This is a genomic window from Pseudomonas sp. LBUM1670, assembly GCF_059695695.1.
The window spans coordinates 2,300,424-2,320,365 of the sequence record NZ_CP166783.1; the positions used below are offsets into that span (position 1 = coordinate 2,300,424).

Consider the following 19,942-nt stretch of genomic DNA (forward strand, 5'->3'; position numbering starts at 1 on the left):
AGGGGCCAGCACATTCAACGTCGATGTTGACTGATACACCGCCTTCGCGAGCAAGCCCGCTCCCACAGGAGGCGCGGTGGGGCAGGCAGGGATCTGATGGGGAGAAACTTGATGAATAGAACAATAAAAATCGCTGGGTGTGCGTGGGTGGTCGGGCTGGCATTGCTGTGGCTCGGCGTCTGGCGCGCGACCACGCCGACCCTGCTCAGTGACGTCGCGATGCCGGACACCTGGAGCAGCCAGACCCTGCAACGCGATGGCGTGTCGGTGGCGCTGGAAGTGCGGCCATTGGCCAAGGACGGTGTGCTGCGCGAAGGCGGGTTTGCCGACGTGCTCTTCCGGGTCAGTGACAGCACTTCGGGCCAACCCCTTTCCGGCGTCAATCCCGGTGCCTGGCTGGACCCCGAAGCGGTCGCGGCCGACCAGGCCCAGGGGCGGGAACAGAGTTGTAAATCACGGGTCGGGGTATTCCTCAAATCCAGCATCGGCGCGCGGCCGCTGCTCGACCTCAACAGCTATTTCCTGTTGGTGATGAACCGCGATGCCAGCGTCTCCGTGGTCGACCCGTCGGTCTCGGTGGGCGGCATCACCAGCACCATGGCCCGCATCGACCTCAAGCAACCGCCAATGGATTGGGTCACCACCCGAGACAACAAACAGGTGTTCATTTCCATGCCCACCGCCGGCGAGGTGGCGGTGATCGACAGCGAGCAATTCAAACTGATCGACTCGGTTGTCGCCGGCAGCCACCCGGTGCGCGTGGCGTTGCAGCCGGACGAGCGCCTGTTGTGGGTCGGCAACAATGCCGCAAAGGCTGAAGAGTCTGGCGTCACGGTGATCGACACCCAAAGCCTGAAGCGCCTCAAACACCTGGTCACCGGACGCGGGCATCACGAGATCGCGTTCAGCAAGGACAACCGTTTTGCCTTCGTCAGCAACCGCGACGACGGCACGCTGAGCATCATCGACATCGCCAGCCTGACGATCAGCAAGCAACTCAAGACTGGCTCGAACCTGTTGTCGCTGGCGTACTCGCCGCTCTCCCAGGCAGTGTATGTCGTCGACGGCAAGGACGGCACCGTGACCGTGGTCGATGGCGCCAGCCTCGACGTGCGCCGGGTGATCAGAATGAAACAGGGCCTGGGCCCGATGGGCTTCAGCGCGGACGGGCGTTTCGGCATCGTCCTCAATACCCTGGAAAACCAGGTGGCCGTGATCGACGCCGCCACCGATGCGCTGATCCACGAACTGGACGTGTCCGCCGAGCCCTACCAAGTGGTGTTCACCAAGGCTTACGCCTACGTGCGCGGACTGGCCTCGGCCAAAGTCACGATGATTAATCTGTCGTCGTTGGGTGAAGGTCGCACGCCGATCAGCCAGGGCTTCGAAGCCGGGCCGCAGGCGCCCCGGCTGGCCGGCGATTTGCCGCTGGCGTCGAGCCTCGCGGTGTCGCGGGATGACAATGCGGTGTTTGTGGTCAACCCGGTGGACAACACCACTTACTTCTATGCCGAAGGCATGAACGCGCCGATGTCCGGTTATCCCAATCGCGGGCAAGTGGCGCGGGCGGCGATGGTCATCGACCGCAGCCTGCGCGAGGTCGAACCGGGGCTGTACAGCGCGCGGATCAAGCTGCCAGACGCCGGGCGTTTCGACGTGGCGTTCCTGCTCAATCAACCCAACATCATCCATTGCTTCACCGCGCTGGTTGAGCCGGACAAGCGCCTTGCCAGGCTCCCCGGCGTGCCGAAAGTCGAGTTCATGCTCGACAAAACCACCGCCGCCCTTGGCAGCCCTTACACCGTTCGTTTCCGCATCGTTCAGGGTCATCAAAAGGCGCAGCGCAGCGGCGTGAAGGACGTTCAGGTGCGCTACTTCCGCGCCCCGACTTCGCGGGCTCGGGAAGTCGCCGCGCTTGAAGTGGGCAACGGGATCTACGAAGCCCCGGTCACCCTCGACCAGAACGGCGCCTGGTACCTGCACGTGCGGGCCGCGTCCCTCGGCGCGGGTTTCGACGACAAGACTTTTGCCAGCGTTCGGGTCCTGCCCGGCGATGCCCACTGAAGAGGAATTCGACATGAACCGATTCGCACACCGTGGACTGCTGACCTTCTGCCTGTTGGCCATCGGTATCGGGCAAGCCCTGGCGCACTCGGCGGATGAGCACGCCGGGCACGACATGCCGGGCAAAAGTGCCCGCTCGGAAAGTGCCCAGGTCAAATTCGCCGACGTGGCGCTGGTGGACCAGAACGGCCAACCGGTGCGGCTGGAAAAAGACCTGGTGACGGACAAAATCGTGGTCATGAGTTTTATCTACACCAGCTGCACCACGGTGTGCCCGGTGGTGTCGGCGATCATGGGCAAAGTGCAGAAACGGCTGGGCGCGCGGGTGGGCACCGAGGTGCAGATGGTGTCGATCAGCATCGACCCGCAGCGCGATGACGCCGAACGCCTGAACGACTACGCCCGCGACTTCCAGAAAGGCCCGGGCTGGAGCTGGCTGACCGGCAGTTCGCAGTCGATCAACGCCACCCTCAAAGGCCTCGGCAACTTCAGCGGTGACTTCAATAACCATCAGCCGCTGATCCTTGTCGGTGACGGCAACAGCCGCCACTGGACACGCTATTACGGCTTCACCGACCCGGCCGTACTGACCCGTGAAGTGGAAAAACTCAGCGGCCAGCGCAACGCCCACGCCAAGCACACTGCCATCGCCATGGAGCATCAGCCATGAGAGCTGTCGACTGGATTGCCCTGAGTCTGTGCTACTGGATTTTCAGCTCGATGGCCTTCGCTCACGAGGGGCACCAAGAACCCGCTCCCGCCGTGGCCGCCGCACAACCGGCGAGCGGCACGCGCGACGCGAGAACCTGGTTCACCGACACGCCGTTGCAGGATCAGAACGGCGAGACACTGCGGTTCTACAGCGACGCCTTGCAAAACCGCGTCGTGCTGCTGAACGTCATCTTCACCCGTTGCACGGATGCCTGCCCGCTGATCACCCGCAAGCTCAAGGAAGTGCGTGAGTTGCTGGGCGACAAGGCGGACGGCATCACCTTTATCTCCCTTACCAGTGATCCGCTGCGGGACACCCCGGCGGTACTCAAGGCTTACACCTTGAAACAGGGCGTCAATGGGCCCCACTGGCTTTTTCTTACCGGCGACAAGGCGCAAATGGATCTGGTACTGGGCCGCATTGGCCAGATCGTGCCGACGCCCGAACAACATTCAACGCAACTGATCGTGGGTGATGTGGCCAACAAGCGCTGGAGCAAAATCCGTCCCGATGCCCCGGCCGCCGCCATTGCCCAGCGCTTGCAGTGGCTGACAATGCCCGTGGCCGGTCGCTGAGCTCGCACCATGAAGGCCTCCCTTATCCTCGGCCTGTTCCTGATCGGCAGTCTTCCTTGCGCCGCCGATACGTTGCCCTTGAGCCCTGACGAAAGAGCCGGCAAACGGCTGTACCGCGAGGGTGTGTCGGGCAGCGGTGCACCGATCATGGCGCGGGTCGGGGCGGCGGGCATGTTGCTGCCGGCCACCAGCCTGCCGTGCGCCAACTGTCACGGCGCCGATGGCCTCGGCCGGCCCGAGGGCGGGGTGCGACCGCCGGACCTGAGCTGGTCGCGGCTGACCAGCACCTACGGCCAGCAGCACATCAATGGCCGCCACTATCCGGCGTACACCGAAGGTACGTTGGCACGGGCGGTCCAGGAAGGACGCGATCCCGGCAACAATCGTCTCGACCCGGCGATGCCGCGGTTCGTGCTGTCGATGAACGATCAGCGCAACCTCACGGCCTACCTCAAACGCCTGGCCGATGAGCGCGATCCCGGCCTGACGCCAGACAGCCTGCACCTGGGCACGCTGTTGCCGAGTCAGGGACCGTTGGCCGAGGAGGGCGCGACGGTGGCGGCGGTGCTCAACGGCAGCGTGGCGCGAATCAACAAGGCGGGCGGGATTCATGGTCGGCAGTTGCGCCTGACCATCCTCGATCCGGGCCCGGATCTGGCGAGTGCCGAGCAGGCGCTGGACCGGTTGATCGAGCAGGAACGAGTGTTCGCCCTGATCGCACCACTGGCGCCGGCACTCGACACGCAATTGGTCGAGCGTCTGGAACGGGCCGGCATTCCGCTGATCGGCCCGCTTTCGTTGCAGGGCACGGCCCAGAGCAGTCGGCAGATCTTCGAACCGCTGCCGGGCTTGCGTGAACAACTGATCGCCCTGGCCGATTTCGCCACTGACAGCCTGCGCGTGCTTCAGGGACCGACGCTGATCGCCTATCCGGACGAGCCCGGCCAGCGACTGGCGGCGCAGAACCTCGGACAATACCTGCAAGATAACGCCTGGCAAAAGGTCAGCCTGCAAGCCTACGACCCGGCGCAGGACGAATTGCCGCTGGGCTCGCGCTCGGTGTTTTACCTGGGCAGCGGTGGCGGTTTCAGTCGGCTTGCCGAACGTTTACAGATGGCGGGGCAGGTGCCTTACCTGTTCGCTACATCGAATCAGGTGGCGGGTGACCTGTTGCAGGTGCCCAGCGGTTTTTCCCGACGGGTGTTCCTGTCCTATCCGTTCGTGCCCAGTGACTGGACGCTGGCCGGACGCCAGGCCCTGACCCAAGTGCGCGAACAGCAGGGGCTTGGCGGCCAGCACGCGGTGCTGCAAGTCGGCGCGTTCAGCTCGATGCTGCTGTTCAGCGAAGGCATGAAGCAGGCCGGACGCGACGCCAGCCGCGAAAAGCTGATCAATGCGCTGGAAGGCCTGCATGACTTCGAGACCGGGCTGACCCCGCGGATCAGCTTCGGGCCTGGCCGGCGCCTGGGCTTGAGCGGCGCGCACATCGTTACCGTGGACCTGCCCGACCAGCGCTTCTATCTGGTCGCCCCTTACAAACCGATTGCCGCAACACCCTGACCGGAGGCCTCGATCATGAAGCTCAAGACTCTGCTGATCCTGCTGACCCTGTGGGTGCCCGTGGCGCTCGGCAGCAACGGCCCGGCCGCCGCGCGAGTCAATGGCGAGGACATTTCTGAAGTGCGCCTTGAACGTTATTTCGCCGAGTACCTGGAAGATCAGGGCCGGGCGCTGGGCAGCATTCGCAATCCCAAGGCGTACAAACAACTGCGCCAGAAGGCGCTGGATGCGTTGATTGACCGCGAGTTGCTGTGGCAGGAAGCCGTCAAGCGCGGGGTGGTGATCAGCGAGGCGACGGTGCAAAGCCAGGTTGAACACACGCGGCAAGCCATGGGTGGTGCCGAAAAATTTGCTCGACGCCTGGAAGACGCCGGTTTCGACGAGGCCGGTTTTGTCGAATACACCCGCCGTGAGCTCGCGGCTCAGCAGGTGTTTGCCGAGCTGACCAAGGTCGACGGACCGGATGAAAAACAGGTCCGCGCGTTCTACGAAGAACACCGCGCCGAGATGAGCCGGCCCGAGGAAGTGCAGGCGCGGCACATCCTGATCAAAGTGCCTCAGGACGCCGATGCCGCCACAGTCGAAGCGGCACGGCTACGCTTAGTGGAGATGCAGGTGAAAATCAGCCAGGGCGCTGACTTTGCCAACGTGGCCCGGACCGGGTCCGAGGACGCTTCCGCCAGCGAAGGCGGAAATCTGGGCTATTTTCCTCGTGGACGCATGCTGCGCGAATTCGAAACGGTAGCCTTTGCCTTGGCGCCCGGTGAGGTCAGTGAACCTGTTCGCACACCGCTGGGCTGGCACTTGATTGGCGTACAGAACCACATGGAGGCGGCCGATGTCTCAGAACAACAGGGACTTGACAGCGTTCGGGCGTACCTTGCCCGACAGCAACAGGCCCAGGTTCGTCTTCAGGTTCTGGCGCAGCTGCGATCGCGCAATCGAATCGAACGGATTGACGATGACTGAAGGTTCCCCCCCCCCAATAGTGGGGAAAAGCTTCAGCGCAAATCCGTGTGCTTCCCCGCCTTTGGGGGACGGGGTGCCTGGACTAAAAGGTTTTTTTATGGAAATCAATTACATGCAGCGGTAAAACAACCGGTGCTCAGCCTGGCATGAAGTGTGCGTAAGCCTCAGTAAGGCGCGCATTCCACCAGGCTCGGAGATCGGACCTGCGGTTTCAAGGAGTCCACCTTGTTAAACAAAGTACTGGTTGTCGAAGACGAACAGCTTCTTGCCGAAAACCTCAAGGATTACCTTCAGGCGCAAGAACTGGACGTCCGGATTGCACATGACGGTGCGACGGGTATCGGTGAAGCCGAACAGTTTGCACCCGATGTGATGGTGTTCGATTACCGCTTGCCCGATATGGAAGGCTTCGAGGTGCTCGATGCCGTCCGCCATAACAGGAACTGTCATTTTGTGCTGATTACCGGGCACCCCACCGCTGAAGTCTGTGAGCGGGCCCGGCAACTGGGAGTCAGCCATATCCTGTTCAAACCGTTTCCAATGGCGGAACTGGCCCGTGCAGTCTGTGACCTTCTGGGGATGGAGCGCGAACTCAAGGCAGGCATGAGCCGATCCGAAGGTTTTGTCGAACGACGCCAGAGCAGGACCGAAAGTTTCCCGTTGCAGTTGTACGATGGCAGTTGGGTGCTGGCGGATCGTCGACGAAGTTTATCGACCTCCAGGGCACCGGACGACAAACAATTGCTCACCGGGGAGTAGTGGCGCGACAAGCCGTTCCGGTAACCGCCGTAATTGCTCGCCGCGTCGACAGGGCTCAAAGCCCCCGGCGTTGGAGAGCAAGCCATGGACCGTCTATCCCTTGCCGTCGAGCCGGCGCAGTCGGAATCTGTACCGTCGCGCTTTACCAGCGAGCACTTGGCCCAGGCACGATCGCTGGCCGCCAGTTCCGGCGAACGTATTCTTGAAGCCCTTGGGGTTCTGTGCGAACTGGCCCCCATGCCCTTCATCCAGCGCCTCGGCGCCACCCTGCATTACCCGGTGCTCGACACCGACAGCCTGTTCAAGGCCACCCCGGTGTTCGACCGGGTCACCCTGGCCCAATGCCTCAAGCGCGAATTCATCCTGCTGCGCCACGACGATGCAGTCATTGGTGTATTTGCCGACCCCTTCGACACCTCGCGCCTGGCCTGGATCGACGACTGTCTGCACGGCGCGCCGCTGTACCTGGTGCATGCCGACGACCTGAAGGCGTATCTGGCGCGCCACGAAGAGAGCTTCCACGCCGTGGAATCGCTCAACGCCCAGGCTGGCGCCAACATCGAAATCGATACCCTGCAAAGCCTGTCCCTGACCAGCATCAGCGAAGACGCCAGCGTCGTCGTCAAACTGGTCAACTCGACCCTTTACGACGCGCTGAAAATGCACGCAAGCGATATCCATTTGGGCACCACCGGCAGCGGTCTGGTGATCAAGTACCGCATCGACGGCGTGCTCAATAACATCAGCAAGATCCAGGGCAGCGAGTTCGCCGAACAGGTGATCTCCCGGGTCAAGGTCATGGCCGAGCTGGACATCGGCGAGAAACGCGTGCCCCAGGACGGTCGCTTCAAGATCGGCATCAGTGGTCGGCAGATCGACTTCCGGGTGTCGATCATGCCGAGCATTTTCGGCGAAGACGCGGTGCTGCGGGTGCTCGACAAACAGGACCTGGCGGACAAGGTCTGCGGCGTGCAGTTGCAAGCCCTGGGCTTCGAAGACGAAACCCTGCGTCAACTGCGCAGGCTGGCCGCCGAACCCTACGGCATGGTGCTGGTGACCGGCCCCACCGGCAGCGGCAAGACCACCACGCTGTACGCGATGATCACCGAGATCAACCACGGCGTGGACAAGATCATCACCATTGAAGACCCGGTGGAATACCAGTTGCCGGGCGTGCTGCAAATCCCTGTGAATGAAAAGAAAGGCCTGACCTTTGCCCGTGGTCTGCGCTCGATCCTGCGCCATGACCCGGACAAGATCATGGTCGGTGAAATCCGCGACCCCGACACCGCGCAGATCGCCGTGCAGTCGGCGCTCACCGGGCACCTGGTGTTCACCACCATTCACGCCAACAACGTGTTCGATGTGATTGGCCGTTTCACCCAGATGGAAATCGATCCCTACAGCCTCGTCTCCGCGCTCAATGCCGTGCTGGCCCAGCGCTTGATCCGACTGGTTTGCACCACGTGCAGCGCGCCGAGCCACCCGACCGACGACGAACTGCGCGCCTCGGGGCTCGACCCGAACGACGTCGATCACTATCGCTTCGTTCACGGCAAGGGTTGCGGCCATTGCCGGGGCACCGGCTATCGCGGGCGCACGGCGATTGCCGAACTGCTGCACCTGGACGACGAGCTGCGGCAGATGATCGTCGAGCGCCAACCGATTTCGAAAATCAAGGCCCATGCGTGCAAACGTGGCTTGCGCCTGCTGCGCGAGTCGGCACTGGAACTGGTTGCGGACGGACGGACCACGCTCGAGGAGATCAATCGTGTCACTTTTGTCTCGTGATCGTTTTGTCGCCGTCATCGGCGCCAGTGGTGTCGGCCTCGGCCAGCGCCGTGGCAGCGAATCGCTGTGGCTGGGCAGCGTCGGTTTTATCGACGAAGGCTTCCAGGCCTGGGCGGTGGCGCTGGACACCCTTGACCATCTGCTGGCCGAGCACACCCGCGCCGGTGCCGAGTTGAGCGTGGTGATTTCCGGGCACTTCAGCCGCTTCTGCCTGGTGCCCTGGAGTGAACAGATCGGCAGCCCCGACGAATTGCTCGGCTTTGCCCGGCTGTGCTTCGAAGACCTTTACGGTGCGCCGGCTCAACCCTGGAGCCTGGTGCTCTCGGCGGAGCCGGCGGGTTACGACCGGATCGCCTGCGCGTTGCCCCAGGACTTGCTGGCGCGTCTGCGCACACTGGTCAGCGCCCGTGGCCTGCGCTTGCGTTCGGTGCAGCCGTACCTGATGGCGGCCTTCAATCATTTCGATAAAAGCCTCGATGCCGGCGACTTCCTGTTCGTCGTTGCTGAACCGGTGCGCAGCGTGTTGCTGCTGGCGCGGGAAGGCCGCTGGACCGCGGTGCGTTCGGTGGGCAGCAGCGACAGCGACGCCGCGCTGACTGCACTGATCGGCCGCGAAAGCCAATTGCAGGCCTCCACCAGCGAACGGCCATTGAACGTCTACCTGCATGCCCCCGCGCGCATCGACGTGCAGCCCGACGTACCCGACGTGTACTTGCGCACCCTCGAAGAAGGCCGGACACCCGTACGCGATTGCCTGCACGTCATGTCCCGGGCGGTGGCCTGAGATGCGCGCCCTCAACCTCGATTTTCAGCCGCGCCGCCGCTCCGGCCCGTTGGGCTGGAGCCTGCTGGCCATGGGCGTGGCATTGACCCTGAGTTGCGTCCTGGTTCAGCAGCACCTCAGTGATGAAACCGCGCAACAACAGGGTCATCTGCAAACCACCCAGCGCGTCCTCACCGGCGACACCGGTGGCAAGGTCAGCCTGACCCCGGCGCAAATCCGCGAGCAGGCGCAGAACCTCGCCGAGATGCGCAAGGTCTCGCAGCAATTGCGCCGGCCCTGGGAAAACCTGTTCGCCATGCTCGAAGCCATGCCTCGCGACAACATCGCCCTGCTGACCCTGACGCCCGACGCCCGCAAAGGCCAGGTGCGCATCAGCGCCGAGGCGAAAGACCTGGACGCCATGCTCGAATTCCACCGCAACCTCGAAGCCAGCGAAGAGCTGTCCGATGTGTCGCTGCTCAGCCACGAAATCGTGGCCAACGTGCCGGAGCACCCGGTGCAATTCAACCTGTCGGCTACCTGGGAGATTGGCGATGCGAATCCCTAGATTGATCGTCCACGAATACCTGCAAGGCCTGGGCATTCCCGGTCTGGCGGGGCTGGCGATGCTGGTGCTCGCGTTGGTCTATGGCCTGGTGGGCCTGATGCCGGACTGGCAGTCGCTGCAACAGCTCAGCCAGCAGACCCGCGAAGCCAGCGAATACCTCGCCAGGGTTGAAGACGGTAGCGTCGCCGCTCCGGTGGTGCCGCAACGTCAGCTCGACGACTTCCGCAGCAAGCTGCCTTCGCAACCTCAGGCCACCGTGGCCATCGACAAGATCTACGCGTTGGCGGCTCAGGAACACATCACCCTGGCGCGTGGTGAATATGCCCTGGGCATCGACCCCAAGACCCATCTGGCCCGCTATCAGATTCTGCTGCCGGTGCGCGGCAGTTACCCGCAACTGCGGCGTTTCCTGCATGCCTTGCTCGGCCAGTTGCCGGCGGTGGTGGTGGAGGACGTGGAGTTCCAGCGCAAGAAAATCGCTGACACCGACCTGACCGGGCGGATCCGCATGACCCTTTACCTGTCGAGGTCATGATGAATACCAAGCGCGTAGCGGGGTGGGTGGGGTTCTTCGGCGTCGCGGCGGCGCTGGCCTGGTTGCCGGATTACTTCATGCCGGCCGACCCGGCCGACGAGGGCGATGCCTCGGTCGCCGTCGTCGCTGCGGGCAATAGCAAAACCCGTGGTGTCCTGCCAGCCGCGCCAGCCTCTGGCAAACCGGCATTGGTGAAGGACTTGAGCCCGGCGGGCGACCTGTTTGCCGCCCGCAGCTGGAAAGCGGCGCCGACCCTAGCCAGCGTCATCGAACAACCCGTCAACGAGACCCCGGTGGTGCAAGTCCCCAGCGCACCGCCGATGCCTTTCCAGTTTATCGGGAGGCTGGATGACCGTTCCGACCTGCAAGTGTTTTTGCAGAACGGCGAAAAAATATACGTCGTACGCAAAGGGGATGTGATCGACGAAACCTGGCGGATTGAGGGCATTTCCGATGTGGAACTGAGCTTCGTCTACCTGCCTTTGCATGTGTTCCAGACCTTGTCTGTGGGGAGCGCGCCATGAACAGATCATGCCGTAATACGATAGGAACGCTGATGAGCCTTGTCTGCCTCTGCGCAGGGCTGGCCGCGTGCAGTTCCGCGCGGGTCGCCAACAAGGAAGCGTCCGAGTTGATCGAGCAAGGACAATACGAAGCCGGCCTGGCGCGTATCCAGGAAGGGTTGCGGGAAAACCCTCGCGACACCGAACTGCACCTCGCCCTGAACACCGCTCACGCCAAGGCGATTACTGCGCTGCTGACCGAGGGTGACACTGATCGTGCACACCGGGACTTTTCCGCCGCACGTATCAACTACAGCCGGGTGCTGACCATCGAGCCGAACAACCGGCGCGCCCAGGATGCGATGCGCCAGCTCGAGTACCTGCGCAGCATGGACGAAAAACTCGAATTGGCCCGTGGCGACCTGCGTCGTGGCGACATCTACGCGGCTGATCGCCAGGTCAAACAGATCCTCGAACTGGACCCGCAAAATGAAGGCGCTCTGGAGCTGCAAGGCAGCATCCGTCTGGTCCAGAGCCGCAACGTGATCCCGTACCCCCAACTGCGCACCCGCCTGGAACGGCCGGTGACCCTGGAGTTTCGCGACGCCAACCTGAAGACCATTTTTGAAGTGCTGTCCCAGGTCGCCGGGTTGAATTTCATTTTCGACAAGGACCTGCGCCCGGACATGAAAGCCACGATCTTCGTGCGTGACGTGCGCATCGAAGACGCCGTGGAACTGCTGCTGCAACAGAATCAGCTGCACCAGAAAGTGGTGAACGAAAACACCTTGCTGATCTACCCGGACTCCCCGCAGAAGCTCAAGGACTATCAAGAGCTGGTGATGCGCACCTTCTACCTGACCAGCATCGATGCCAACACCGCGCTGAACATGATCAAAACCATGCTCAAGACCCGCGACGTGTTTGTCGACGAACGCCTCAACACCCTGACCATGCGCGACACCGAAGACGCCGTCCGCATGGCGGAAAAACTCCTGCAATCGCAAGACCAGTCAAACCCGGAAGTGGTGCTGGAAGTGGAGGTGATGGAAGTCGCCACCCAGCGGATTCTTGACCTTGGCCTGCAATGGCCAAACACCTTCGGCGTAGTCAACAGCGACGGTTCGGCGGTGACAATTCTCGATCAACTGAAAGGCATCGACTCCAGCCGGATCACCATCTCGCCATCGCCCCAGCTCAAGATCAACGCCCAGGACAACGACATCAACACCCTGGCCAGCCCGGTGATTCGCGTCAGCAACCGCGAGCAGGCGCGCATCCACATCGGCCAGCGTGTGCCGATTATCAGCGCCACCTCGGTGCCGTCGACCCAGGGTCCGGTGATCACTGAAAGCGTCACCTACCTGGACGTCGGTCTGAAGCTGGAAGTGCAGCCGACCGTGCACCTGAACAACGAAGTGGCGATCAAGATCGCCCTGGAAGTCAGTAACGCCACACCGCTGGAGCCAACCCGTCAGGGCACGATCCCGGTGCAGGTCGACACCCGCAACGCCCAGACCACCCTGCGCCTGCATGACGGCGAAACCCAGATCCTCGCGGGCTTGATGCGCAACGACCATGGCGCCACCGGCAACAAGATTCCCGGTCTTGGCGACATCCCTGGCCTGGGCCGGTTGTTCGGCAGCAACAAGGACAACGTCAGCAAATCGGAACTGGTGCTGTCGATCACCCCACGGATTGTGCGCAACCTGCCGTACCAGAGCCCGTCGGACATGGAATTCCCGACCGGCACTGAAACCAGCATGCACATTCAGGCACCGGACCGTCGGATGGAATCGTCGATTTCGAACGAGCGCATCGACCGCCCGGTGGCGGCCACCACCACCCAAGTCGTGATCGGGAAGCCTTGATCATGAACGCCTCGCAACGCGGTTTTACCTTGATCGAAGTCGTGGTGACGCTGGCCCTGATCGGCTTGCTGGCCGGTATGGCCGCGCCACTGACCGAGACCGTGGTGCGCCGGGGCAAGGAGCAGGATTTACGCACCGCGCTGTACCAGATTCGCGATGCCATCGACGCTTACAAACGCGCTTTCGACGCCGGTTACATCGAGAAGTCGCTGAACAGCAGCGGCTATCCGCCGAACCTCAAAGTGCTGGTGGACGGTGTGCGCGATGTGCGCAGCGCCAAGGGCGCCAAGTTCTACTTTCTGCGCCGGGTGCCCCATGACCCGCTGGCCCCGGTCAAGCGCGACGACGAAGGCGGCTGGGGCCTGCGCGCCTATGACAGCACGGCTCAAAACCCACGCGAAGGCCAAGACGTCTTTGACGTTTATTCAAAGGCGCGCGGCAAGGGTCTCAACGGCATCGCGTACCGGGAGTGGTGAACTTATGCGTCGGCAAAAGGGTTTTACCCTGCTGGAACTGATGGTCGTCATGGCGATCATCGCGACCCTGATGACCATCGCCATGCCACGTTATTTCAACAGCCTCGAGACCTCGAAAGAGACCACGCTGCGCCAGAGCCTGTCGGTAATGCGTGAAGCGCTGGATCACTATTACGGCGACACCGGGCGTTATCCCGACTCGATCGAGCAACTGGTGGAGCAGCGTTACCTGCGCAGTCCGCCAATGGACCCGATTGCCGAGCGCAAGGACCTCTGGGTCATGGTCGCGCCGCCGGAGGGCGTACCGGGCGGGGTCGCCGATATCAAAAGCGGCGCCACAGGGAGGGCGCGTGATGGCAGCCTTTATTCCGAGTGGTAAAAACCTGTGGCGAGGGAGCTTGCTCCCGCTGGGCTGCGTAGCAGTCCCTCTTTTGGGGCCGCTTTGCGACCCAGCGGGAGCGAACTCCCTCGCCACACGTCCGCTATCAAGCTTGAGTGAGAAGCGCTGGACCAGCGAGGGCGGTTTCACCTACCTGGGCGTGTTGTTTCTGATCCTGGTGATAGGCATGGGCCTGGCCAGTGCCGGCGAGTTGTGGGCGACCGCTTCGCGTCGGGATCGTGAACGCCAGTTGCTCTGGGTCGGTACGCAATACGCCCAGGCATTGCGCAGCTATTACCGCAGTTCGCCAGGGCTGGCCCAGTACCCGAAAGCGCTCGAAGACCTGTTGCAGGACGAGCGTTTTCCCAACCCCAAACACCATCTCCGGCAGCTGTATCCGGACCCGATTGGCGGCGGCGAATGGACCTTGATGCTCGGCTTCGACGGACGCATCACCGGCCTCAACAGCGCGTCCACGGACAAGCCGCTGAAGCAGGCGGATTTCCCCGCCCAGTGGTCGGACTTCGCCGGCATGGCCAGTTACAAGGACTGGCAGTTCGTGGCCGAGAAAGCCTTCCTCGATGGCTCGTCAGGACCTGCCAAAGGCCAGTCGAAATTGCCCCAGGCGTTGCAGCCATGAACCGCTTCTGTGTGGCCGTGATCCTGATGCTGGCGTCCGCTGCCGCCGTGGCCGGCGAAGAGGACGAAATGATGGGTTTCATCGTCGATGACACGATCTCGCACATCGGCCACGACTTTTACTACTCGTTCAGTGAACGCCTGCGCGCCACCAGCCCGATGGATTTCAACCTGGTGGTGCGCGAACGACCTTCGGCGCGCTGGGGCGCCCTGGTCACCGTGGAATATCAGCAGCGTCTGGTTTACCGGCGTTTTCTGCCGCCGAACACCGTGGAACTCAAGGAAGAGGCCTATGACGCCGCCGACTGGGTTCGCGGGCAGATCGTCCAGCGCAAGCTGGAAGCCATGTTGCAGGACACAACGGACTTGGAGAGGGACGAATTATGAAAACAAAAACGTTCTCGCAACGCCCCGGGCTTTCTTGGGCGGGCCTCTGCCTGCTCGGGCTTGGCGGTTGTGGCCTGGTCCAGGCCACGGAGCTGGTCTACACGCCCATCAACCCGTCGTTTGGTGGCAATCCGTTGAACGGGACCTGGTTGCTCAACAACGCCCAGGCCCAGAACGACTACGACGATCCCGACTTGAAAAAACGTACCGCCGCGGCCGGTACTTCGGCACTGGAGCGGTTCACCAGTCAGTTGCAATCGCGGTTGCTCGGCCAGTTGATGGACAACATTTCCGCGGGCAACACGGGGAGCCTGACCACCGACGCCTTTATCGTCAACGTCGTCGACGACTCCGGGCAATTGACCATTGTCGTGACTGACCGAGCGACCGGTGAAGTCTCCGAAATTCAGGTGAGCGGCCTGGCCCCTTGATAGGGATTCGGGTTGATGGGGAGTAAAGGGCATGAAAAAAATAATGGTGCTGGGGTTGATGTTGGCGACATTGCAAGGGTGCAGTCTGCGCGAGCCGGTGGGGGCTGAACAGGACACTGAAACCCCGACGCTGACACCGAGGGCTTCGACCTACTACGACTTGATCAACATGCCGCGACCCAAGGGCCGGTTAATGGCGGTGGTCTACGGTTTTCGCGACCAGACCGGTCAGTACAAACCGACCCCGGCCAGCTCGTTTTCCACCAGCGTGACCCAGGGCGCGGCGAGCATGCTGATGGACGCGTTGCAGGCCAGCGGCTGGTTTGTGGTGCTGGAACGGGAAGGGCTGCAGAACCTGTTGACCGAGCGCAAGATCATTCGCGCCTCGCAGAAAAAGCCGAACACGCCGGTGAATATCCAGGGTGAACTGCCGCCGTTGCAAGCGGCGAACATGATGCTCGAGGGTGGGATCATTGCGTACGACACTAATGTGAAAAGTGGCGGGGAGGGGGCGCGTTATCTGGGCATCGATATTTCCCGTGAGTATCGGGTGGATCAGGTCACGGTGAACCTGCGGGCAGTGGATGTGCGCAGTGGGCAGGTGTTGGCCAATGTCATGACCAGCAAGACGATCTACTCTGTGGGCCGTAGTGCCGGGGTGTTCAAGTTTATCGAGTTCAAGAAGTTGCTTGAGGCGGAGGTCGGGTACACCACGAACGAGCCGGCGCAGTTGTGTGTGTTGTCGGCGATCGAGGCGGCGGTGGGGCATCTGTTGGCGCAGGGGATCGAGCGGCGTTTGTGGCAGGTGGCGGGGGATAATTCGCCGCAGAGCGGGGAGACGCTTGACCGTTACCTGACTCAGAACAGGGTGCCTGAAGATGAGTAAACCGAGGCGGCCTTCGGGCCGACCTGGTTCCTCTGAATGCACCGGATGCCCTCCTGTAGGAGCGAGGCTTGCCCGCGAAGGCGGCCTGATAGCCGACCATTCTCTTACAGATGCACCCGGAACCATTGTGGGAGCTGGCTTGCCTGCGAAGGCGGCCTGATAGCCGACCTATATTTTGTTGACCGAGGACATATCCATTCCTGCGGTAACGGCCACTTACGGTTTCGCCCTTACGGCGAGTCCCTTTTGTCAAACGCCACAAAAGGAACCAAAAAGTCTTGCCCCAGCGTCCGGCCCCTCGCTTAGGCTCGGCGTTCCCTCGCTCCGGTCCTGCTCCGTGGGCCCGCCGCCATCGGCCATCCATGGCCGGGGGCAGCTAACCCGGCATCCATGCCGGGTTGCCCACTGCGCAGAACCTCCACTCGGCCTCCCGAAGGGGCGGGCAGATCAAAAGCAAGATCAAAAGCGCAAGGCGAGCTAACGCTCGACCTCGTGGTTTGGTGGGTGTACGCCGATCCATTGTGGGAGCGAGACCGGCTTGCCGGCGAAGACGGCCTGACAGCCGACCTGTTCTCGCGGATGCACCCGGAACCAATGTGGGAGCTGGCTTGCCTGCGAAGACGGCCTGACAACCAACCTGTTCTCGCGAATGTACCCGGAACCATTGTGGGAGCTGGCTTGCCTGCGAAGGCGGCCTGACAGCCGACCTGCTCTCGCGGATGTACCCGGAACCAATGTGGGAGCTGGCTTGCCTGCGAAGGCGGCCTGACAGCCGACCTGCTCTCGCGGATGTACCCGGAACCAATGTGGGAGCTGGCTTGCCTGCGAAGACGGCCTGACAACCAACCTGCTCTCGCGGATGTACCCGAAACCATTGTGGGAATTGGCTTGCCGGCGATGGCTGCCTGACAGCCGACCTGCTCTTGCAGATGTACTGTGGGAGGGAGATCAAGATAAAAAGCGCAAGGCGAGGTCAACAAAATATAGGTCGGCTATTAAGCCGCCTTCGCGGACGAGCCTTAATGCGCGTCAGTTAAGCGAAAGCTGACTCTTGTAGGAGCGAGCTTGCTCGCGATGGACGCCAACGATAACGCGTATTCTCTGGATACACGCGTCGTCCTGAAGTCCATCGCGAGCAAGCTCGCTCCTACAGGGGGACTTGGTCTGATCTGAAGACTTTGTTTAATGGTGTTTAGATTTACTTCCTGAAAGCTACAGTTTCTTGCGTCGTTGCCTACACCTACGCCAGAATCCGCCGGCTTGTGTGCTTTGGTCCTGGTCTCTATTGTTTCCGTGTCGCTGCCAATTCAGCGATCGGGTTTAGCAGCTCGGACAATTTCAAGGCACGCCAGTGTCGCCTCCTGACCCTTCCACGCGAATGTTGCGCGGGTAGGTCTGCGTTTATGGTGACTGTGCGTGGGGCACTTCGGTGCGCCGGGTTCCTTGATCCCTGGTCTGCTAACCCGCGTACAGCCGCCACCCCATTGTTTAGCAGCAACGCGTGGCGGCTCCATTGATCAAGGAGCTTCACCATGCCAAAACCAACCCCCAATCCCCCCGAAAACAATCCCGCCGATCCCGCTTCCGACCCGGGTTTCGATCCCTTCCTTTTAAAAAAATCACATCCCTACACGCCTAACACAATGTTCTTGCTCGCCCCGGACATCGACACCGAAACCCTGTTGTCGAGCGCCTGCGGATCGCTGGCTTCGGCTAGTGTCATGGCCTGTGATTTCGCGGTTTTTCTGGACGGCCCGCAGCGCAGCATGCTGTTGGGTATCCAGCGGGTGATCATGCTGGCGGATCTGGCGGTGAATCGGGCGCTGGATAACATTGATCCACAAGGCTGACCACTGAACTGGGGTGGGGTGCTTTTGTGGCGAGGGGATTTAGCGAAACGTCGCACCGCCCCGTTCGGCTGCGTAGCAGTCGTAAAACCAGCTGGTGCGGTGTGCCAGTAAAAATGCATTCGCCGGGATTGGGGTCGCTTCGCAACCCAGCGGGGATAAATCCCCTCGCCACAGGGATTTCTGTTGCCTCGACCCCAAAGAAAACCGCGACCCTCACCCAGAGCCGCGGTTTTTTATACCCCGCAATTACTGCTGCAACACCGTCGCCCGGTTATCCATACCCATCTGCTGAACAGTCGCCATCTGCGTCACGCCGCTCTGTTCAACATGGGCAATGTTCCCGCTGCCGCCCTGGGTCAAATACGCCACGTTCATGGTGTCAGCCTGTTTCAGAGTGATCTGGTTATCGTTGCCCCACTGGGTGGTGTAAGCCTGGTTGTCGGTGCCGGACTGGTCGAACGCGGTGCTGTTGCCCATACCGTTGCTGCTGCCCTGAGCCAGGTTGGTGGTGCCGCGTTGGTCGGCGATGAGGATGTTGTCGCTGCCGTTCTGGTCGAAGTACAGCTCGTTGTAGTTTTCGGCCTGGCTGACGGTGGTTTTGTTGCCGCTGCCGGTCTGGTGGGTGGTCATGATGTGGCCGACGCCGTCCTGGGTGAAGTTGGCCACGTTGGCAGTGCCGGTCTGGGTGATGGTTGCGCTCTGGTTGCTGCCGAACTGACCGCCTTTTTGCGGACCTTTCCAGTCGCTGGCGTAGACCTTGTTGTCGCTACCCACCGAAGTGGCGGTGAGTGTATGGCCTTCGCCGGTCTGGTAAGTGAAGTGCACGTTGCCCGTGCCCGTCTGGTACAGCGCGAGGGTCGATCCGGTGGATTCGAACTGGTCGGCATAGATCGCGTTGAGGTCGCCGACCTGGAAGACCTGGGCGGTGTTGTTTTCGCCGAAGCTCTGGTCGACCACGGTTTCGTTGGTCAGGCCAATCTGGTCGACGGTGGCTTCGCTGCCGACTTGTCCGTCTTGCCAGATTTCAGTGCCGTTGCCTTCGCCGAGCTGGTTGATGGTCAGGTTGCCGCCGTCGCCGTTGCGCTGGTCGCCGTAGGCATAGTTGCTGGTGCCGGTCTGGTTGATGTCGATCTGGCCGCCCATGTGGTTGATCTGTTCGGCGGTGGCGTAGTTGGTGGTGCCGTACTGGATGATCACCGCGGTGTTGGCGATGCCGGGCTGGATCTGTTCGATGTTGGCTTCGTTGCTGTCACCGAACTGGAAGGTTTGACCGGTCGTGCTTTCCTGGCTGTCCTGATAGACGAACGAGAAGTTGCCGGAGCCTTGCTGTTGTTGCAGCACTTCACCGCCCCCCGCGCCGATCGACTGGCTGGCGTGGCTGGTGTTGTAGCTGCCGGTCTGTTGCTGGGTGATGGTGCTGTTGTCTTCGAACAATTGTTCGGCGTAACCGGCGTTGTAATCGCCGACCTGGTTCTGGTCGATGGTGCTGGTGGCGGAATCTTGCACCGCCGCCGCATCGTTGCCCTGGCCGAGTTGCTGCTGGGTGGCGGTGCTGAACGGGGCGAGGGTCTGCTTCACGTCGGCGACGTTGGCGGTGCCGACCTGGTCCTGGGTGGAAAGGCTGTCGTTGGCCAGCGCCTGGGCACTGACAATGATCAGGATGGCGGCGGTGAGGGGCGTCAGTTTGAACATGATGAAACCTCCATGTGGTGCAGTGCTTTAGCGGTATTGTTTGACCGAAACGCTCATGCCGTTTCCCGACTGGCTCACGGCGCTTGAAAGCCCCGTGCCGGCCTGGTCGATGCTGGCGTCGTTGTTGTTACCGTTCTGGGAAATCTGCGCGCGGTTCTGGCTGCCGGTTTGAGTGATGGAGGCGGAGTTGCCGTAACCTTGCTGAGTGATCATCGCCATCAGGTCGCTGCCTTGCTGCAGGATGAAAGCTTCCTGATTGCTCCCCGACTGGACGATGGTGCCGAGCAACGACTGACCGTTCTGTTGCACGAGCGCCACGTTGGCCTGGCCGTTCTGGTCGATCAGCGCGTGCTGGCCAATCGGCGGTGGCAACTCGCCGAGGTCGGCGCCGGGGGCCAGGTCGTCGTTGTCCATCAAATCGTCGGCGCGCACGCCCGCGCTGCTGCAGAGCAGAAGCAGGCAGAGCAGGGTGGCGATCGACGTTTTCATGAGGTTGTCCTTTAGAAAGAGACCCGCCCCATCGACCCTGTGG

The 19,942-nt window shown here is 61.9% G+C and carries 21 protein-coding genes; 19 read left to right on the forward strand and 2 right to left on the reverse strand.

The features are described 5' to 3' along the window. Window positions 1-111 precede the first annotated feature (111 nt). The 19 genes from ACA073_RS10455 (at window position 112) to ACA073_RS10545 (ending at window position 17,718) form a co-directional block, all read left to right on the forward strand. A complete protein-coding gene (locus ACA073_RS10455) occupies window positions 112-2,064 on the forward strand; it encodes a YncE family protein (RefSeq protein ID WP_497403200.1) in 1,953 nt (650 codons plus the stop codon). Between the two features lie 13 nt (window positions 2,065-2,077). Beyond that, window positions 2,078-2,734, forward strand: coding sequence for an SCO family protein (locus ACA073_RS10460; protein WP_497403202.1), 657 nt, complete (start codon window positions 2,078-2,080; stop codon window positions 2,732-2,734). After that, complete coding sequence (locus tag ACA073_RS10465; protein WP_497403203.1) at window positions 2,731-3,351, forward strand: SCO family protein; 621 nt, start codon at window positions 2,731-2,733, stop codon at window positions 3,349-3,351. The genes ACA073_RS10460 and ACA073_RS10465 overlap by 4 nt, the downstream gene beginning before the upstream one ends. 9 nt (window positions 3,352-3,360) lie before the next feature. Further along, window positions 3,361-4,911, forward strand: a complete 1,551-nt coding sequence (locus ACA073_RS10470; RefSeq protein WP_497403204.1) for a cytochrome c/ABC transporter substrate-binding protein — start codon at window positions 3,361-3,363, stop codon at window positions 4,909-4,911. A 15-nt stretch (window positions 4,912-4,926) separates the two neighbouring features. Beyond that, on the forward strand, window positions 4,927-5,880 hold the full coding sequence (locus ACA073_RS10475) for a peptidylprolyl isomerase (RefSeq protein WP_497403205.1): 954 nt from the start codon (window positions 4,927-4,929) through the stop codon (window positions 5,878-5,880). A gap of 225 nt (window positions 5,881-6,105) precedes the next feature. Next, window positions 6,106-6,639, forward strand: a complete 534-nt coding sequence (locus ACA073_RS10480) for a response regulator (RefSeq protein ID WP_497403207.1) — start codon at window positions 6,106-6,108, stop codon at window positions 6,637-6,639. 84 nt (window positions 6,640-6,723) lie between these two features. Then, a complete protein-coding gene (locus ACA073_RS10485) occupies window positions 6,724-8,430 on the forward strand; it encodes a GspE/PulE family protein (RefSeq protein ID WP_497403209.1) in 1,707 nt (568 codons plus the stop codon). Beyond that, window positions 8,411-9,214: a hypothetical protein gene (locus tag ACA073_RS10490; protein WP_497403211.1), complete on the forward strand. Its 804-nt coding sequence runs from the start codon at window positions 8,411-8,413 to the stop codon at window positions 9,212-9,214. Before ACA073_RS10485 ends, ACA073_RS10490 begins: the two co-directional genes overlap by 20 nt. A gap of 1 nt (window position 9,215) precedes the next feature. After that, window positions 9,216-9,761 carry a PilN domain-containing protein gene (locus ACA073_RS10495; protein WP_497403213.1) on the forward strand — a complete coding sequence of 182 codons (546 nt, stop codon included), beginning with the start codon at window positions 9,216-9,218 and terminating at the stop codon, window positions 9,759-9,761. Next, a complete protein-coding gene (locus ACA073_RS10500) occupies window positions 9,748-10,296 on the forward strand; it encodes a GspMb/PilO family protein (protein ID WP_497403215.1) in 549 nt (182 codons plus the stop codon). The genes ACA073_RS10495 and ACA073_RS10500 overlap by 14 nt, the downstream gene beginning before the upstream one ends. Further along, window positions 10,296-10,820, forward strand: a complete 525-nt coding sequence (locus ACA073_RS10505; RefSeq protein WP_497403217.1) for a hypothetical protein — start codon at window positions 10,296-10,298, stop codon at window positions 10,818-10,820. The genes ACA073_RS10500 and ACA073_RS10505 overlap by 1 nt, the downstream gene beginning before the upstream one ends. Beyond that, window positions 10,817-12,670, forward strand: a complete 1,854-nt coding sequence (locus tag ACA073_RS10510; protein WP_497403219.1) for a secretin GspD/PilQ domain-containing protein — start codon at window positions 10,817-10,819, stop codon at window positions 12,668-12,670. The genes ACA073_RS10505 and ACA073_RS10510 overlap by 4 nt, the downstream gene beginning before the upstream one ends. 2 nt (window positions 12,671-12,672) lie before the next feature. Next, entirely contained in the window at window positions 12,673-13,146 is a 474-nt protein-coding gene (locus ACA073_RS10515) for a type II secretion system protein (RefSeq protein WP_497403221.1), read from the forward strand. Between the two features lie 4 nt (window positions 13,147-13,150). Then, on the forward strand, window positions 13,151-13,525 hold the full coding sequence (locus ACA073_RS10520) for a type II secretion system protein (RefSeq protein ID WP_497403223.1): 375 nt from the start codon (window positions 13,151-13,153) through the stop codon (window positions 13,523-13,525). A gap of 187 nt (window positions 13,526-13,712) precedes the next feature. Next, window positions 13,713-14,165 carry a type II secretion system protein gene (locus ACA073_RS10525; RefSeq protein WP_497404042.1) on the forward strand — a complete coding sequence of 151 codons (453 nt, stop codon included), beginning with the start codon at window positions 13,713-13,715 and terminating at the stop codon, window positions 14,163-14,165. Next, on the forward strand, window positions 14,162-14,551 hold the full coding sequence (gene csgE / locus ACA073_RS10530) for a curli production assembly/transport protein CsgE (protein ID WP_497403225.1): 390 nt from the start codon (window positions 14,162-14,164) through the stop codon (window positions 14,549-14,551). The genes ACA073_RS10525 and csgE overlap by 4 nt, the downstream gene beginning before the upstream one ends. After that, complete coding sequence (locus tag ACA073_RS10535; protein WP_497403227.1) at window positions 14,548-14,982, forward strand: curli assembly protein CsgF; 435 nt, start codon at window positions 14,548-14,550, stop codon at window positions 14,980-14,982. The genes csgE and ACA073_RS10535 overlap by 4 nt, the downstream gene beginning before the upstream one ends. A gap of 31 nt (window positions 14,983-15,013) precedes the next feature. Further along, window positions 15,014-15,868 (forward strand): CsgG/HfaB family protein, encoded by an 855-nt coding sequence (locus ACA073_RS10540; RefSeq protein WP_497403229.1) that lies wholly within the window; start codon window positions 15,014-15,016, stop codon window positions 15,866-15,868. A gap of 1,532 nt (window positions 15,869-17,400) precedes the next feature. Beyond that, window positions 17,401-17,718 carry a DUF6124 family protein gene (locus tag ACA073_RS10545; protein ID WP_497403231.1) on the forward strand — a complete coding sequence of 106 codons (318 nt, stop codon included), beginning with the start codon at window positions 17,401-17,403 and terminating at the stop codon, window positions 17,716-17,718. Window positions 17,719-17,964: 246 nt separating this feature from the next. On the opposite strand, the gene ACA073_RS10550 is transcribed toward ACA073_RS10545, so the two are convergent. Both ACA073_RS10550 and ACA073_RS10555 read right to left on the reverse strand, forming a co-directional pair. Then, the gene (locus ACA073_RS10550; RefSeq protein ID WP_497403233.1) at window positions 17,965-19,410 is read right to left on the reverse strand and encodes a curlin; all 1,446 of its coding nucleotides are present in this window, start codon (window positions 19,408-19,410) and stop codon (window positions 17,965-17,967) included. A 27-nt stretch (window positions 19,411-19,437) separates the two neighbouring features. Continuing rightward, complete coding sequence (locus tag ACA073_RS10555) at window positions 19,438-19,899, reverse strand: curlin (protein ID WP_497403235.1); 462 nt, start codon at window positions 19,897-19,899, stop codon at window positions 19,438-19,440. Between the last annotated feature and the right edge of the window lie 43 nt (window positions 19,900-19,942).

What these genes read in the sequence shown, in the direction of transcription:
- ACA073_RS10455 (WP_497403200.1), top strand. Translation starts at nt 112, where the DNA reads ATGAATAGAACAATAAAAATCGCTGGGTGTGCGTGGGTGGTCGGGCTG.
- ACA073_RS10460 (WP_497403202.1), top strand. Translation starts at nt 2,078, where the DNA reads ATGAACCGATTCGCACACCGTGGACTGCTGACCTTCTGCCTGTTGGCC.
- ACA073_RS10465 (WP_497403203.1), top strand. Translation starts at nt 2,731, where the DNA reads ATGAGAGCTGTCGACTGGATTGCCCTGAGTCTGTGCTACTGGATTTTC.
- ACA073_RS10470 (WP_497403204.1), top strand. Translation starts at nt 3,361, where the DNA reads ATGAAGGCCTCCCTTATCCTCGGCCTGTTCCTGATCGGCAGTCTTCCT.
- ACA073_RS10475 (WP_497403205.1), top strand. Translation starts at nt 4,927, where the DNA reads ATGAAGCTCAAGACTCTGCTGATCCTGCTGACCCTGTGGGTGCCCGTG.
- ACA073_RS10485 (WP_497403209.1), top strand. Translation starts at nt 6,724, where the DNA reads ATGGACCGTCTATCCCTTGCCGTCGAGCCGGCGCAGTCGGAATCTGTA.
- ACA073_RS10495 (WP_497403213.1), top strand. Translation starts at nt 9,216, where the DNA reads ATGCGCGCCCTCAACCTCGATTTTCAGCCGCGCCGCCGCTCCGGCCCG.
- ACA073_RS10500 (WP_497403215.1), top strand. Translation starts at nt 9,748, where the DNA reads ATGCGAATCCCTAGATTGATCGTCCACGAATACCTGCAAGGCCTGGGC.
- ACA073_RS10505 (WP_497403217.1), top strand. Translation starts at nt 10,296, where the DNA reads ATGAATACCAAGCGCGTAGCGGGGTGGGTGGGGTTCTTCGGCGTCGCG.
- ACA073_RS10510 (WP_497403219.1), top strand. Translation starts at nt 10,817, where the DNA reads ATGAACAGATCATGCCGTAATACGATAGGAACGCTGATGAGCCTTGTC.
- ACA073_RS10515 (WP_497403221.1), top strand. Translation starts at nt 12,673, where the DNA reads ATGAACGCCTCGCAACGCGGTTTTACCTTGATCGAAGTCGTGGTGACG.
- ACA073_RS10520 (WP_497403223.1), top strand. Translation starts at nt 13,151, where the DNA reads ATGCGTCGGCAAAAGGGTTTTACCCTGCTGGAACTGATGGTCGTCATG.
- ACA073_RS10525 (WP_497404042.1), top strand. Translation starts at nt 13,713, where the DNA reads ATGGGCCTGGCCAGTGCCGGCGAGTTGTGGGCGACCGCTTCGCGTCGG.
- csgE (WP_497403225.1), top strand. Translation starts at nt 14,162, where the DNA reads ATGAACCGCTTCTGTGTGGCCGTGATCCTGATGCTGGCGTCCGCTGCC.
- ACA073_RS10535 (WP_497403227.1), top strand. Translation starts at nt 14,548, where the DNA reads ATGAAAACAAAAACGTTCTCGCAACGCCCCGGGCTTTCTTGGGCGGGC.
- ACA073_RS10540 (WP_497403229.1), top strand. Translation starts at nt 15,014, where the DNA reads ATGAAAAAAATAATGGTGCTGGGGTTGATGTTGGCGACATTGCAAGGG.
- ACA073_RS10545 (WP_497403231.1), top strand. Translation starts at nt 17,401, where the DNA reads ATGCCAAAACCAACCCCCAATCCCCCCGAAAACAATCCCGCCGATCCC.
- ACA073_RS10550 (WP_497403233.1), bottom strand. Translation starts at nt 19,410, where the DNA reads ATGTTCAAACTGACGCCCCTCACCGCCGCCATCCTGATCATTGTCAGT.
- ACA073_RS10555 (WP_497403235.1), bottom strand. Translation starts at nt 19,899, where the DNA reads ATGAAAACGTCGATCGCCACCCTGCTCTGCCTGCTTCTGCTCTGCAGC.